Source organism: Enterococcus sp. DIV2384, assembly GCF_050534975.1.
In the GTDB taxonomy this organism is placed as follows: Bacteria; Bacillota; Bacilli; order Lactobacillales; family Enterococcaceae; genus Enterococcus; species Enterococcus faecalis.
In genome coordinates, this window is record NZ_CP172905.1 from 217,501 (window position 1) to 231,802 (window position 14,302).

At 39.2% G+C, this 14,302-nt stretch carries 13 protein-coding genes and 16 tRNA genes (1 of these 29 cut by a window edge); 27 read left to right on the forward strand and 2 right to left on the reverse strand.

Translation table 11 applies throughout. The annotated features are described in order from the left end of the window. From IGK54_RS01070 to IGK54_RS01175, 22 genes are all read left to right on the forward strand, one after another. Window positions 1-56, forward strand: a tRNA-Met gene (locus IGK54_RS01070); it begins 18 nt to the left of the window's first position. A 20-nt stretch (window positions 57-76) separates the two neighbouring features. Then, window positions 77-150, forward strand: a tRNA-Ile gene (locus tag IGK54_RS01075). Window positions 151-183: 33 nt separating this feature from the next. Further along, window positions 184-273 (forward strand) — tRNA-Ser (locus tag IGK54_RS01080). A gap of 33 nt (window positions 274-306) precedes the next feature. Further along, window positions 307-380, forward strand: a tRNA-Met gene (locus IGK54_RS01085). A gap of 38 nt (window positions 381-418) precedes the next feature. Then, window positions 419-495, forward strand: a tRNA-Asp gene (locus tag IGK54_RS01090). 1 nt (window position 496) lies between these two features. Continuing rightward, a tRNA-Gly gene (locus IGK54_RS01095) sits at window positions 497-567 on the forward strand. 9 nt (window positions 568-576) lie between these two features. After that, window positions 577-650, forward strand: a tRNA-Ile gene (locus IGK54_RS01100). Window positions 651-664: 14 nt separating this feature from the next. Then, window positions 665-736 (forward strand) — tRNA-Glu (locus tag IGK54_RS01105). A 12-nt stretch (window positions 737-748) separates the two neighbouring features. After that, window positions 749-838, forward strand: a tRNA-Ser gene (locus IGK54_RS01110). Between the two features lie 33 nt (window positions 839-871). Beyond that, window positions 872-945 (forward strand) — tRNA-Met (locus tag IGK54_RS01115). 48 nt (window positions 946-993) lie between these two features. Further along, a tRNA-Asp gene (locus tag IGK54_RS01120) sits at window positions 994-1,067 on the forward strand. Between the two features lie 5 nt (window positions 1,068-1,072). Further along, window positions 1,073-1,145, forward strand: a tRNA-Phe gene (locus tag IGK54_RS01125). A 14-nt stretch (window positions 1,146-1,159) separates the two neighbouring features. Next, window positions 1,160-1,230: transfer RNA gene (locus IGK54_RS01130), tRNA-Gly, on the forward strand. Window positions 1,231-1,243: 13 nt separating this feature from the next. Beyond that, window positions 1,244-1,317 (forward strand) — tRNA-Ile (locus IGK54_RS01135). Between the two features lie 10 nt (window positions 1,318-1,327). Next, window positions 1,328-1,415: transfer RNA gene (locus tag IGK54_RS01140), tRNA-Ser, on the forward strand. A gap of 15 nt (window positions 1,416-1,430) precedes the next feature. Beyond that, a tRNA-Glu gene (locus IGK54_RS01145) sits at window positions 1,431-1,502 on the forward strand. Between the two features lie 242 nt (window positions 1,503-1,744). Further along, entirely contained in the window at window positions 1,745-2,587 is an 843-nt protein-coding gene (gene licT, locus IGK54_RS01150) for a BglG family transcription antiterminator LicT (RefSeq protein WP_002355181.1), read from the forward strand. A gap of 73 nt (window positions 2,588-2,660) precedes the next feature. Then, a complete protein-coding gene (locus IGK54_RS01155) occupies window positions 2,661-4,559 on the forward strand; it encodes a beta-glucoside-specific PTS transporter subunit IIABC (protein ID WP_002358327.1) in 1,899 nt (632 codons plus the stop codon). Window positions 4,560-4,582: 23 nt separating this feature from the next. Continuing rightward, the gene (locus IGK54_RS01160; protein ID WP_142957228.1) at window positions 4,583-6,013 is read left to right on the forward strand and encodes a 6-phospho-beta-glucosidase; all 1,431 of its coding nucleotides are present in this window, start codon (window positions 4,583-4,585) and stop codon (window positions 6,011-6,013) included. 122 nt (window positions 6,014-6,135) lie between these two features. After that, the gene (locus IGK54_RS01165) at window positions 6,136-7,602 is read left to right on the forward strand and encodes a glycoside hydrolase family 1 protein (protein WP_016632907.1); all 1,467 of its coding nucleotides are present in this window, start codon (window positions 6,136-6,138) and stop codon (window positions 7,600-7,602) included. A 20-nt stretch (window positions 7,603-7,622) separates the two neighbouring features. Then, the gene (locus IGK54_RS01170; RefSeq protein WP_002355185.1) at window positions 7,623-8,441 is read left to right on the forward strand and encodes a histidine phosphatase family protein; all 819 of its coding nucleotides are present in this window, start codon (window positions 7,623-7,625) and stop codon (window positions 8,439-8,441) included. A 137-nt stretch (window positions 8,442-8,578) separates the two neighbouring features. Beyond that, complete coding sequence (locus IGK54_RS01175; RefSeq protein ID WP_002383919.1) at window positions 8,579-9,322, forward strand: alpha/beta hydrolase; 744 nt, start codon at window positions 8,579-8,581, stop codon at window positions 9,320-9,322. 17 nt (window positions 9,323-9,339) lie between these two features. Here the strand turns inward: IGK54_RS01175 and IGK54_RS01180 are convergent, their stop codons facing one another. Further along, window positions 9,340-9,933, reverse strand: a complete 594-nt coding sequence (locus IGK54_RS01180; protein ID WP_002355187.1) for a bifunctional transcriptional activator/DNA repair enzyme AdaA — start codon at window positions 9,931-9,933, stop codon at window positions 9,340-9,342. Between the two features lie 111 nt (window positions 9,934-10,044). Between IGK54_RS01180 and IGK54_RS01185 the strand changes: the two genes are divergently transcribed. The 5 genes from IGK54_RS01185 to IGK54_RS01205 all read left to right on the forward strand — a co-directional run bounded on the left by IGK54_RS01185 (window position 10,045) and on the right by IGK54_RS01205 (window position 13,269). Then, the gene (locus IGK54_RS01185) at window positions 10,045-10,536 is read left to right on the forward strand and encodes a methylated-DNA--[protein]-cysteine S-methyltransferase (RefSeq protein WP_002355188.1); all 492 of its coding nucleotides are present in this window, start codon (window positions 10,045-10,047) and stop codon (window positions 10,534-10,536) included. 12 nt (window positions 10,537-10,548) lie between these two features. Further along, entirely contained in the window at window positions 10,549-11,061 is a 513-nt protein-coding gene (locus IGK54_RS01190; protein WP_002355189.1) for a DNA-3-methyladenine glycosylase I, read from the forward strand. Window positions 11,062-11,073: 12 nt separating this feature from the next. After that, a complete protein-coding gene (locus tag IGK54_RS01195; RefSeq protein WP_010709185.1) occupies window positions 11,074-11,748 on the forward strand; it encodes an HD domain-containing protein in 675 nt (224 codons plus the stop codon). A 142-nt stretch (window positions 11,749-11,890) separates the two neighbouring features. Beyond that, window positions 11,891-12,826: a cation diffusion facilitator family transporter gene (locus tag IGK54_RS01200; RefSeq protein ID WP_002355191.1), complete on the forward strand. Its 936-nt coding sequence runs from the start codon at window positions 11,891-11,893 to the stop codon at window positions 12,824-12,826. Between the two features lie 29 nt (window positions 12,827-12,855). Beyond that, the gene (locus IGK54_RS01205; RefSeq protein ID WP_048943677.1) at window positions 12,856-13,269 is read left to right on the forward strand and encodes a DUF4809 family protein; all 414 of its coding nucleotides are present in this window, start codon (window positions 12,856-12,858) and stop codon (window positions 13,267-13,269) included. 98 nt (window positions 13,270-13,367) lie between these two features. Here the strand turns inward: IGK54_RS01205 and fabI are convergent, their stop codons facing one another. Then, window positions 13,368-14,120 carry an enoyl-ACP reductase FabI gene (gene fabI / locus IGK54_RS01210; RefSeq protein WP_002358338.1) on the reverse strand — a complete coding sequence of 251 codons (753 nt, stop codon included), beginning with the start codon at window positions 14,118-14,120 and terminating at the stop codon, window positions 13,368-13,370. Between the last annotated feature and the right edge of the window lie 182 nt (window positions 14,121-14,302).

Here is a 14,302-nt window from a genome sequence, read left to right on the forward strand (position 1 = left end):
GCTAGAGCGTCCGGTTCATACCCGGGAGGTCGGGGGTTCGATCCCCTCCGCCGCGATTATACATTTGGAAGAGCCTGGACCTTTAGCTCAGTTGGTTAGAGCAGACGGCTCATAACCGTCCGGTCGTAGGTTCGAGTCCTACAAGGTCCATTGTGACGTTGTTTATAGTTTTATTTTTATCATGGAGGATTACCCAAGTCCGGCTGAAGGGAACGGTCTTGAAAACCGTCAGGCGGGTAAAACCGTGCAAGGGTTCGAATCCCTTATCCTCCTTTCTTAGGAATTAAGTTTCCTTAGTCTAATTATCGCGGGGTGGAGCAGTCAGGTAGCTCGTCGGGCTCATAACCCGAAGGTCGTAGGTTCAAATCCTGCCCCCGCAATTGCTTTTGATTTCAAAAGCACATAAAAAGAAAAGTATGGTTTGGTAGTTCAGCTGGTTAGAATGCCTGCCTGTCACGCAGGAGGTCGCGGGTTCGAGTCCCGTCCAGACCGCCATGCGGGTGTAGTTTAGTGGTAAAACCACAGCCTTCCAAGCTGTTGTCGCGAGTTCGATTCTCGTCACCCGCTTTTCTTTTTGGGCCTATAGCTCAGCTGGTTAGAGCGCACGCCTGATAAGCGTGAGGTCGATGGTTCGAGTCCATTTAGGCCCATAATTTTATAAAATGGCCCGTTGGTCAAGCGGTTAAGACACCGCCCTTTCACGGCGGTAACACGGGTTCGAGTCCCGTACGGGTCATAGTTTTGTTATGGAGGATTACCCAAGTCCGGCTGAAGGGAACGGTCTTGAAAACCGTCAGGCGGGTAAAACCGTGCAAGGGTTCGAATCCCTTATCCTCCTTTCTTAGGAATTAAATTTCCTTAGTCTAATTATCGCGGGGTGGAGCAGTCAGGTAGCTCGTCGGGCTCATAACCCGAAGGTCGTAGGTTCAAATCCTGCCCCCGCAATTGCTTTTATTTTTCAAAGCATACATTTGCATAAAGCAAAAACGAATTGGTTTGGTAGTTCAGCTGGTTAGAATGCCTGCCTGTCACGCAGGAGGTCGCGGGTTCGAGTCCCGTCCAGACCGTTTTTGGCTCGGTAGCTCAGTTGGTAGAGCAATGGATTGAAGCTCCATGTGTCGGCAGTTCGATTCTGTCCCGCGCCATCCAAGAAAAATTTGCGGGTGTAGTTTAGTGGTAAAACCACAGCCTTCCAAGCTGTTGTCGCGAGTTCGATTCTCGTCACCCGCTTTTTTCTTATTTGGGGCCTATAGCTCAGCTGGTTAGAGCGCACGCCTGATAAGCGTGAGGTCGATGGTTCGAGTCCATTTAGGCCCATTTATTTCTTGGGGAAGTACTCAAGTGGCTGAAGAGGCGCCCCTGCTAAGGGTGTAGGTCGGGAAACCGGCGCGAGGGTTCAAATCCCTCCTTCTCCGTTTTTTCTTTTTAATGGCCCGTTGGTCAAGCGGTTAAGACACCGCCCTTTCACGGCGGTAACACGGGTTCGAGTCCCGTACGGGTCATAGTGAAGCATACAAACATTGTTTGTATGCTTTTTTTATTTTTATTACAAAAAAATGTCGTTGAAAGCGTTGACATTTGTTGTAAATATGTTATTCTTTGGATGTAGGGATAAGTAAATAGATGGATAGTGATTGTTTAAAGACAAGCTAAACCTAATTTTTTCATGAAGCGACAGGTGTGTCGTTCTTTTTGAAGAAATTGGGTTTTTCTTTTTTCAACGAAACACAAAGGAGGTGGGGCATTGATTATTCACAAAATTTTAAACAATAATGTGGTTATTACATTAGATGATGATAAACGAGAGCAAATTGTTATGGGCAAAGGAATTGCTTTTAAGAAACGCATTGGGGATTGGGTTCCTGATGAAAGTATTGATCAAGTTTTTTATTTAGCCAATCAAGAAACATCACTTAAGTTTCAAGAATTGTTAGGAAATATTCCTTTAGAGATGATGAAACTCTCGGATGACATTATTGTTTATGCAAAATCAACGTTGAAAAAGAGTTTGAATGATACCATTTATATTTCTCTGACGGATCATTTGTACACAGCTTTAGAAAGAAAAAAACAAGGAATTGCAATTAAGAATTTATTATTATGGGATATTAAACGTTTTTTTCCTGAAGAGTACGAAGTAGGAGTAAATGCTTTAAAAATGGTACAAAAGCGCGTAGGAATGGAATTGTCAACGGATGAGGCAGGTTTTATCGCATTGCACTTGGTGAATGCGGAGATGGAGGAAGAAGTCGGTAATATTTATGAATTGACAAAGTTGATGCAAGAGATTACAAATATCGTCAAATACTATTTTAAGGTAAGTTTTGATGAAGACTCTGTCTACTTTTATCGATTTAGCACACATTTAAAATTTTTCTGTTATCGCTTATTACACCAACGTGAAGTTGTCGAAAATGATGATGAAGAACTGTATGCGGTAATTAAAAAGAAATATCTCAACGCCTATCGTTGCGTGGAAAAGATCAGCTTGTATTTAAATGAGAACTATGACTATCAAGTTTCAAATGAAGAACGCTTGTACCTAACGATTCACATTGCACGAATTGTACAAACAACGGAACAATAAACGCACCACTTTGGATAGTGACATTCAGTTGGCTAAACCTTCAAATGAAAATAAATTTTTGGAGGAAAAAAAGATGGGAAAATATCATGAACTAGCAGAAAAAATTGTAAAAAATGTCGGTGGGCAAGAGAATATTAATAGTTTGACACATTGTATCACACGTCTTCGCTTCAAATTAAAAGATGAGAGTCAAGCGAATGATGATGTCTTAAAAAATATGGACGGTGTGGTAACTGTTATGAAAAGCGGTGGACAATACCAAGTCGTTATTGGGAACCATGTTCCAGCCGTTTACGAAGAAGTAGTTAGTATTGCAGGCTTGTCAGGAGAACGTGAAGAAGAAGCTTCCAGTGGGAATTTATTTGATCGCTTAATAGATATTTTAAGTGGTTGTTTCCAACCCTTTTTAGGGGCGTTAGCAGCGGCTGGGATGGTCAAAGGGTTAAATGCCTTATTGGTTTTCTTAAAGCTCTATACGGCTACGTCAGGGACTTATACCATGTTAAATGGGATTGGCGATGCAATTTTCTACTTTATGCCAGTTATTTTAGGTTATACAGCAGCTAAGAAATTCCGGTTGCATCCAATGGTAGGGATCGTGATTGGCGCAGCTTTATGTTACCCAACGATTCAAGGAAGTGCATTACAAACGGCCTTTGAAACAACAGCGGGTGCCGGAGCCGCAGCACCGTATAATTTATTCGGCTTACCTGCCTATAATACATTTATGGGGATTCCTTGGGTCGGTGCGAACTATACAAGTAGTGTCGTACCAATCATCTTCATTATTGCTTTTGCGGCACAAGTTCAAAAAGTGTTTAAACGGATTATTCCAGAAGTTGTTCAAACGTTCTTAGTACCGTTTTTCGTCTTGTTGATTGCCTTACCAATTGGTTTCTTAGTAATTGGGCCAATCGTTAGCATGCTAACAGATTTATTAAGCGCTGGCTTTACAGCATTAATGAGTTTCTCACCAGCTTTGTATGGTTTGATTCTTGGTTTCTTCTGGCAAGTCTTAGTTATTTTTGGTTTACATTGGAGCGTTGTGCCATTAGCTATTATGCAAGTGACACAAGAAGGTTCAAGCCAAGTATTAACGGGATCATTTGCAGCTAGTTTTGCGCAAACAGCGGTTGTTTTAGCGATGTTCTTCAAATTGAAAGATAAAAAGTTAAAAGCTTTGTGTCCGCCAGCAATTATCTCTGGTATTTTTGGTGTAACAGAGCCAGCAATTTATGGAATCACTTTACCAAAAAAATGGCCATTTATTTATTCAATGATTGGTGGCGCTGTCGGTGGTTTATATTTGATGATCAACAATGTGACAGCTTATACAATGGGTGGTTTAGGAATTTTCGGTGTACTAAACTTTATCAATGGTGATGATGCAAGTGGGATGATCCAGTCCTTTATTGCAATTGCCATTGCAGCGGTCGTCGGTTTTGGTCTAACATTCTTCTTCTGGAAAGACAATACAGTTGAGGAAGAAGAAGTGATTATTGATAAAACAACGATTAAAAAAGAAAATATTACAAGTCCAGTCAAAGGACGAGTGTTATCTTTAAAAAATGCAGAGGATCCTGCTTTTGCAAATGGAGCATTAGGAAATGGGGTCGTGATTGAACCAACGGAAGGCAAAGTGGTTGCACCCTTTGATGGAACGATTGTCACACTATTCCCAACAAAACATGCATTAGGTTTGATTTCAGATAACGGCACAGAGTTATTGATTCATATTGGGATTGATACAGTTCAATTAGAAGGCGAAGGCTTTGAAGCTTTTGTAAAACAAGGTGACCGCGTGAAAAAAGGTCAAACATTAGTAACCTTTGATTTAGAAGGAATTAAAAAAGCTGGGTTTAGTACACAAATCCCAATCGTTGTGACGAATACAGCGGATTATTTAGATATTTTGGAAGTCGGCAGTAATGAAGTTTCAACAAGTGATGATTTGCTGACCGCTTTAATATAAAAAGATGTGGAGGAAGAGAATTTATGGCATTTAGAAAAGACTTTTTATGGGGTGGCGCAACAGCAGCCAATCAATGTGAAGGTGGCTATAACGAAGGTGGGCGCGGTTTGGCAAACGTCGATTTAGCGCCAACGGGTCCAGATCGTTTTCCAGTAATCACTGGTGAAAAGAAAATGTTTAACTTTGATGAAGAACATTTCTATCCTGCACAAGAGGCGATTGATATGTATCATCGCTATAAAGAAGATATCGCCTTATTTGGTGAAATGGGTTTTAAAACATACCGTTTATCCATTGCTTGGAGTCGAATTTTTCCAATGGGAGATGAAACAGAGCCGAATGAAGAAGGCTTGAAGTTCTATGAAGACTTATTCAAAGAATGTCATAAATATGGGATTGAGCCACTAGTAACGATTACACACTTTGACTGCCCAATGCACTTAGTGGAAGAATATGGCGCTTGGCGTAGTCGTAAGTTAGTAGGTTTCTATGAAAATCTTTGCCGTGTAATTTTCAACCGATATAAAGGATTAGTCAAATATTGGTTAACATTTAACGAAATTAATATGATTTTACATGCACCATTTATGGGAGCAGGTCTATACTTTGAAGAAGGCGAAAACAAAGAACAAGTGAAATACCAAGCGGCCCATCATGAACTACTAGCAAGTGCAATTGCGACAAAAATTGCTCATGAGGTAGATCCTGAAAACCAAGTAGGTTGTATGTTAGCGGCTGGTTCCAACTACGCTTATACTTGCAAACCAGAAGATGTTTTCGCTGCTCGACAAGCAGATCGTGAAAATTATTTCTTTATTGATGTCCAATCACGCGGGGAATACCCTGCGTATGCTTTAAAAGATATGGCACGTAAAGGTATTCAAATTGAAATGGAAGAAGGCGACGAAGAACTTTTAAAAGAACATACGGTGGACTTCATTTCGTTCTCTTATTATTCTTCTCGTGTCACATCAACAGATCCAGAAATTAATGAGCAAACAGCTGGTAACATCTTTGCCTCTGTGAAAAATCCTTATCTAAAAGCCAGTGAATGGGGTTGGCAAATTGATCCACTTGGTTTGAGAATTACGATGAATGACTTATATGATCGTTATCAAAAACCACTATTCATTGTTGAAAATGGCTTAGGAGCGGTAGATACACCAGACGAAAATGGTTATGTAGTCGATGATTATCGTATCGATTATTTGGCGGCGCATATTCAAGCGATGAAAGATGCCGTTGAACAAGATGGTGTCGACTTGTTAGGCTATACGACTTGGGGCTGTATTGATTTAGTATCAGCTGGAACAGGTGAAATGAAAAAACGCTATGGCTTTATCTATGTGGATCGCGATAACGAAGGAAATGGTACGTTAAAACGAAGCAAGAAGAAATCGTTTGATTGGTACAAAAAAGTAATCGCAACAAATGGTGAAGATTTAAGTAATTAATAAAATTAGCAACTATTAAAGGGCGTTTGACGTTGGTAGAAAAAACAAGGACTCTTCTGCCAGCGTCAATTCCCTTGATGGTTTCTTTGTTATGCCTAAAAACAGAGGGAAAGAGGGATTTTATGGGATTTCCAGAAAATTTTTTATGGGGCGGCGCAACAGCTGCTAACCAATATGAAGGTGGCTACCTTTCAGGAGGCAAAGGTCTGAGTACATTAGATGCAATTACTGGTGGTAGTCAAACAGAACCGCGACGGATTACGTATTTAACTAAAGAGGGCCAAAAAGCTTCGTGTACGCGCGATCAAGCATTACCCGAAGGAGCGATTGGTTATATCGATGAAGAGTTATACTACCCTAGTCATGTAGCGACGGACTTTTACCATCATTACGAAGAAGATATCGCCTTATTTGCAGAAATGGGTTTCAAATGTTTTCGGCTGTCTATCGCCTGGAGCCGGATTTGCCCAAATGGAACAAAAGAGATTAATGAAGAAGGCTTAGCCTTTTATGATAAAGTTTTTGATACTTTGCTGCGCCATGGAATTGAGCCCGTTGTGACGATTAACCATTTTGATATTCCGATGTATTTGGCCGATGAATATGATGGTTGGAAAAATCGTGAAGTGATTGATTTCTTTGTTTTCTTTTGCGAAACCATTTTTACGCGTTATCAGGATAAAGTGAAGTATTGGATGACTTTTAATGAAATTAATTTTTTAAGAAGTTGGACGCAAATTGGGATTCACAATAATGATAAACAAAGTAAATATCAAGCGGCACATCATCTATTTGTAGCAAGTGCGAAAGCAGTTGAATTGGGACATTCCATCAATCAAGATTTCCAGATTGGTATGATGGTGGCTTATATCCCGAGTTATCCTTTGTCCTGCAAACCTGAGGACGTGATGGCAGCTGTTCAATTTAACCGAGAGCAAGAATTTTATATGGATGTCCAGGCTAAGGGCTATTATCCAGCGCATAAGCTCAAAGAATTTGAGCGTGAAGGAATGACAATTCAAATGGAGTCAGAGGATTTAGCGATTATTCAAAAAGGAACAGTTGATTATATCGGGTTTAGTTATTATATGTCGACTGTTTCGACTGCTTATCCCGAAGAAGTAAAATATGTCGGAGGCAACCAAATGCCTGCGGTTAAAAATCCTTATTTGCAAGAATCTGAATGGGGCTGGGCTGTCGATCCTTTAGGGTTAAGAATTTCATTGTGTCAGTTGTCAGATCGTTACAATATGCCATTGTTTGTGGTTGAAAACGGGTTTGGCGCGGTGGACACATTGCAAGAGGATGGCTCGATTGTCGACGATTACCGCATTGATTATTTTAAACAACATATTGAAGCCATGAGAACCGCAGTAGAAGAAGACGGGGTTAACTTAATTGGTTATACGCCATGGGGTTGTATTGACTTAGTTTCAGCAGGGACTGGCGAAATGAAAAAACGTTACGGTTTTATCTATGTAGACATGGATGACGAAGGTCAGGGAACCTTGAAACGAACTAAGAAAAAATCATTTAATTGGTACAAACAAGTTATCGCTAGTAATGGTGAAAACTTAACAACTGAGTAGAAAATGAGGGGAAATAAAAAATGAAAAAACGATTGACGATTGTGGGGATGCTTTTTCTGGCCATTTTAGTAATGGTTGGTTGTGGTAAAAATCAGCAAGCAACGACAAAAGAAAAAGAGACAAAACCTGAAGAACTAACTCTTTACATTGTGCGCCATGGAAAAACCATGTTAAATACGACGGACCGCGTACAAGGATGGTCAGATGCGGTCTTAACACCAGAAGGTGAAAAAGTTGTGACAGCAACTGGGATTGGCCTGAAAGATGTTGCCTTTCAAAATGCATATAGTAGTGATAGTGGCCGCGCCTTGCAAACTGCTCAACTTATTTTAGATCAAAATAAAGCAGGCAAAGACCTTGAAGTCGTGCGTGACCCAGATTTACGTGAATTTAATTTTGGTAGCTATGAAGGGGATTTAAACAAGACAATGTGGCAGGATATTGCTGATGATCAAGGTGTTTCCTTAGAAGAATTTATGAAAAACATGACTCCTGAATCCTTTGCCAACAGTGTAGCTAAACTGGATCAACAGCGCGAGGAAAGCAAGAATAACTGGCCTGCAGAAGACTATGCTACAATTACCAAACGTTTGAAAAAAGGCTTAGATAAAATTGTTGCCACAGAATCAGCCAATTCTGGGAATGGCAATGTTTTAGTGGTCTCTCATGGCTTGAGTATTTCAGCGTTGTTAGCAACTTTATTTGATGATTTTAAAGTCCCAGAAGGCGGTTTGAAGAATGCTAGTGTTACAACGATTCATTACAAAAATGGCGAGTATACTTTGGATAAAGTCAATGATGTCAGCTACTTAGAAGCAGGCGAAAAAGAATCAAAATAATCCCTGGATTAGAGAAACAGTCTATTTAGGAGTTGGTGGAGCAAGAAAAGGGTTGCTCCACCAACTCCTATTGTTGTGTTCTTTTTTTATTAAAGGTAGAATCAGAAAGAAGAATTTTTTCATTGGGAGGAAATGAGATGAAAAATAGAACAAAATCACGCTGGAAAAAAATTGTCCTAGGACTTGGGCTTTTTTTAGTAATCTTAGTCATCGGCCTGACTATTTTTATTAAAAATAGTACGTATCAAGCAACCGATTCGGCCTTAAAAATAAGTCAAAGTGCCACGCAAGAAAAAAACTATGATTATTACACAAACGGGCAAAAAAATGATACAGCACTGATTTTTTATCCAGGTGCATTGGTTGCGCCCGCTAGTTATAGTGAATGGGCGCAAGAAGTTGCTACGAAAGGTTACGATGTCTATGTTGTTCATTTTCCTTTGAATTTAGCGGTTCTTGCACCAAATGCTGCAGAACAAATTATAAAGGATCATCCACAACAAAACTTCGTTTTGGCTGGGCATTCTCTGGGTGGTGTGATGGCTAGTCGTTTTGTAGCGGAAAATGAGCAACGAATCAAAGGCATGATTTATTTAGCCAGCTATCCTGACGAAAAAGGTGCACTAAACAAGCAAAATCTGCCGGTTCTGTCAATAACAGCCACAAACGATGGTGTTTTAAATTGGACTAGCTACCAAAAAGCCAAACAGTTTTTGCCAAAAGATACGCAGTATGTATCTATCAAAGGTGGTAATCATGCAGGGTTTGGTAATTACGGTGTCCAAAAAGGAGATAACAAAGCGACAATTTCTAACGAGCAACAGCAAACAGAAATCAGTCAATTGATTGTAGCGTGGCTACAATCACGCCCCAATAAATAATCCGATGAGCCGAAATGTTATTTTTTCGGCTCATTTTTACTGCGATAAACAGAGGGGGTTACGCCTGTTTCTTTTTTAAAAGTGGTGGCAAAATATGCTGCGGTTTGGAAGCCAACTTTTTTCGCGATTTGTTGAATCGTAAGGGGTGAATGGAGAAGCAATTCTTGGGCTTGCCTAATTCGGATACTTGTTAAATAAGCTAATGGGGTTTGTTTTGTCTGTTCCTTAAAGGTTCGCTGCAAATGAAAGGGACTACCGTGGCAGGTTTGCGCTAAATAGTCTAAACTTAAAGGTTCCGCTGAATGCCGATCAATAAATTGCTTAATTTGAGCAACCCATTCCTCGTTAGGAACGACTTGCCCGGTTGGTTGACATCTTTTACATGGACGAAAACCAAGTGTTAAAGCTTCCTGAGCCGTTTTGAAGATCAGAACGTGGTTCTTATTGGGCACACGGGAAGGGCACGAAGGACGACAAAAAATTTTAGTTGTGGTCACACCATAAAAAAAATCACCATCAAATTGCGTATTATTATTTTGAATGGCTTCCCAACGTTTCTGAGTAAGTCGATACGTTGTTTTCATTGTAAGCACACCTCCCGTTTTCTTCATTGTAAAAGAATCCCTAATAAAAACAAGTAAAAAGTGATAGGAGCGCAAGATTTTGAAAGCCAAAAGAATTATAATGAAGATAAGAAAAACACGAGAAAGAAGTGTAGAAATATGGCAAAAAAAATTTATTATGCGCAACAAGAATGGCAGAACGATCACTATTATCTTGGTGTGACAGACGCTGGACTAGCTTTTGTAGGTTCAGCCAATCAATCGATAGAAGAGCTGAAAAACTGGTACCCTCAAGCACAATTAGAAGCTTCTGAAAAGAAAACTGCGCCTTATAAAGAAGCATTAATAAGTTATCTTAACCAACATTCGACAACGTTTGCTTGCCCCATAGACATAGAAGGAACGCCCTTTCAAAAAGAAGTTTGGCAGGCGTTGCAAGAAATCCCTTATGGTGAGACAATGACCTATCAAGAAATTTCAGAAAAAATTGGGCGTCCACGTGCGGTTCGAGCAGTTGGCACAGCGATTGGGAAAAATCCTTTATTAATGGTCATTCCTTGCCATCGAGTCATCGGCAGCAAGGGACAATTAACCGGTTACCGTGGTGGTTTAGCAATGAAACAAGCATTATTAACATTTGAACAGTCTTAAAAGGAGGCGGCGATGAACAACTATCAATGGTATACAGAACAATGGGGAAAACCTACAAGAGAGGATGATTTGCTGTTTTTATTGTTGACGGTGGGTGTTTTTCAAGTTGGTTTAAGTTGGAAAGCAGCCGCAGGGAAAAAAGTAGCATTCATGAAAAATTTTTGCCAAATGAAGCCGGAAAAAGTTGCCGCGCTGTTGCCTGACGAAGTCGATCGAATAGTAGCTGATCCAGATATGATTCGCAATCGGCGCAAAATTGAAGCAACCATTAAAAATGCGCAAGCAATTTTAAAAGTACAAGAAGAATTTGGCAGTTTTGCCAATTATCTATGGCAATTTGTAAAAAACGTCCCCGTTTTATCTATTTATGAAGAAGCATACCAAGTCCCGCGCACACAGCTTTTGTCAGATAACGTAGCAAAAGACTTAAAAAAAAGAGGATTTTCTTTTGTAGGTCCGATTGTCACCAATATGTTTCTGAAAGCTAGCGGGATTATCCAGGTGGAAATTTTAAATCCAGAATAAAGGAGTGTTAGGATGTTTGAAAATGAATCTCTTAGTTTTGAAGAACAAACAATTATTCAAGCAGCAGAGCGTTATGTTCAACAAGAATTAGCCAACGAAGCAAGTGGCCATGACTGGTGGCATATTTATCGAGTGACACAATTAGCAAAAACAATTGCAGAGAAAGAACAAGCAAATTTATTTTTATGTATATTAACAGCATTGTTACATGATATTGGCGATGAAAAATTTAACGAAAGTGAAGAGGCTGGCTTGCTAAAGGTGCAACAATGGTTGGAAGCAAATAACGTATCAACAGAGCAAACGAATCGCATCCTTTCCATTATTGCTAATATGTCCTTTAAAGGAGGAAATACTGGGAAAACAGTCACTACATTAGAAGGAAAAGTGGTCCAGGATGCGGATCGATTAGATGCCATCGGTGCGATTGGAATTGCACGGGTGATGGCTTATTCGGGAAATAAAGGCCGTTTAATTCACGATCCTCACAAACAACCTCGTGAACAGTTAACCCAAGAAGAATACCGGAATGGGGAAGATACTGCTATTATGCATTTTTACGAGAAACTTTTAAAGTTAAAGGAACAAATGAATACAAATTATGGTCGCTTATTGGCGGAAAAGCGTCATCAATTTATGGAACTTTATCTGGAGGAATTTTATCAAGAGTGGGATGGACACCGATAAATGAGGGCCAACTAAAACAGTCAGTACATTTCTTTTTGAATTTTAAGAGAACTCTTTTTTACAAATACCTCAGAAGTGGTAAAATGATGGATGAATAAACGGGTGGTTTATCTTAGTTTTACGTTACATATAGGAGGTAATTATGGAGACAAAAAAATCGAGTGGCATGTTTGCAGTTATTGCCGCACTGATTGCGAATATTTTAGTAGCGATTAGTAAATTTGTTGGTTTTGCTTTAAGTGGTAGTACCGCTATGATGAATGAAAGTATCCACAGTGTCGTGGACTGTAGTAATCAGGTGTTATTACTTTTTGGGAATAAGCGCGCTTCTCGTGGACAAAGTGCGTTACATCAATTTGGAGAAGGCCGTGCAAAATACTTTTTTAGTACAATTGTTGCAACGATGCTCTTTTTTGGTGGGGGCGCGTTAGGCGTAATGGAGGCTATTCAGAAGTTACTGCATCCCTCTCATGAAGTAGAAAATGTGGCTATTGTCATTGGTATTTTAATTTTTGGTTTGCTTGTGGAAGGTAGCTCGTTGCGTGTAGCGATGAAAGAAATCAAAGAATTGAATACAGAGAAGTTATCGCTCTTAAAATTTTTGCGAGAAAGTCGTCACAGTGAAATTTTAATTATTTTTACGGAAGACTTTTGTGCGGTTATTGGTTTGTGTTTAGCTTTGGTGGGAACCCTTTTAACAATGGTAACTGGGATTGCTGCATTTGATGCTATCAGCGGCTTACTGATTGGTTTACTATTAATGTGTGCAGCCATTTTCTTAGCGAAAGAATTTTATAGTTTGATTATTGGTGAAAGTGTGACCGCTACAGATTTAGCAAAAATTAAAACCGCATTTGATCGGGCGGATGTTGAAAAACTAATTGATGTAAAAACCGTTCATTTAGGCCCAACTGAAATTTTAGTAGCGGCAAAAATTGATGTGGTAGAACCAATGGAAGAAGATGCACCTGATGTTGTGAATGCGATTGAACGAGACATTCGCAGTAAAATGCCTGATAAAAAAATCTATATCTATATTGAAGTTGACGATTATGATGTGAATTACGTTCGTAAATAACAAATGAAAGAATAACTTTAAAAAACAATATGGGGGAAGAAACGATGCAAGAGGCAATTATAACAAGTACAGTAGATTTAACCAGTGGTGGTTGCAACGCCTGTGGTTTAGTGGAAGATACCGTCTACACATTAGCAATGAATGGAGTGGACATTCCGTTAGATGGCTTGACTGTTGCTCATCTAGTTTCTGCTGTTGTTGCCAGAAATGGATTTAAACAGGAGCTACAAATGGATATGCTAGATGACGAATATATCCTTTATCGAAAAGAAGACACAGCAGTAACCTTTAAAGAAGCGTACAATCATTTAAGCTACGATAACGGTTCTGAAAAAATCCAATCTAAAAATAAACTGGAAGATTTATCAAAACTTTTTGAACAAGTCAATCAAATCCTAACAACTGTTTTTGGAATTGAAACTGTCGATTTTATTATAGAATAAAGTAAAAAATAGAACAGAAATTGGACAATCAATGAGTGAAAGAGATTGTCCAATCTCTGTTTTTTAATGTATAAATAGAAAATAAAGACAAAAAATGATTAAGTTAAGTGAACGCCTTTATCGACATAAATGATGTCACCGACCACACCACTAGCTAGTTCACTGACTAAAAAGGCACAAGTGTTTCCGACTTCTTCAATGGTTACACCTGTTTTATCTGGTGTCCGCTCATTAGAAATACTAATCAATTGATCGTAGTCTTTTACACCAGTCACAGCCAATGTTTTAATCGCTCCTGCGGAGATTCCGTTGACACGAATTTTATCTGCAGCTAATTCAAAAGCTAAATATTTCACGGCAGTTTCTAAAGAAGCTTTAGCAATCCCCATCATATTGTAGTTAGGAATCGCACGTTCGGAACCTAAATACGTCAATGTGACAATTCCTGAACCAGGATTTAACAAAGGTTTCGCATAATGAGTGACTGCTAAAAGAGAGTAGCTACTAATATCTTGTGCTAATAGGAAACCATCACGAGTGATGTCACTAACGTTTCCAGACAATTCTTCTTTTTTGGCAAAAGCAATCGCATGGACTAGTCCATCGATCGTGCCCACTTCATTTTTAATTGTTTCAAAGGCTGCTTGAATGGACGCATCAGAAGCAACATCGCATTCCACCAACAAATCATTTTCATCTGCTAATTTAACCACTTGCTTTTTCATGCGTTCATTTTGATACGTATAAATAACATTGGCCCCTTGATCTTTTAATGCTTTTGCACAGCCCCAAGCAATACTTTTTTTGTTGGCAACACCCATTACGACGACATTCTTATTTTGTAAAAACATATAAAATCTCCTTTAATAAAAAATTTTTGTTGATAGAATAGGCTTTTCTTCATCAAAATGTAAAAGTTACATTTATTGAGTTGACGAATAAAATTTCAACTGGTATTATCTGTGTGAGAATGATAACAAAATCTTCTCAATTTTCTAATCTTGAAAAAAACAGACATTTTTCCTGATGTCTG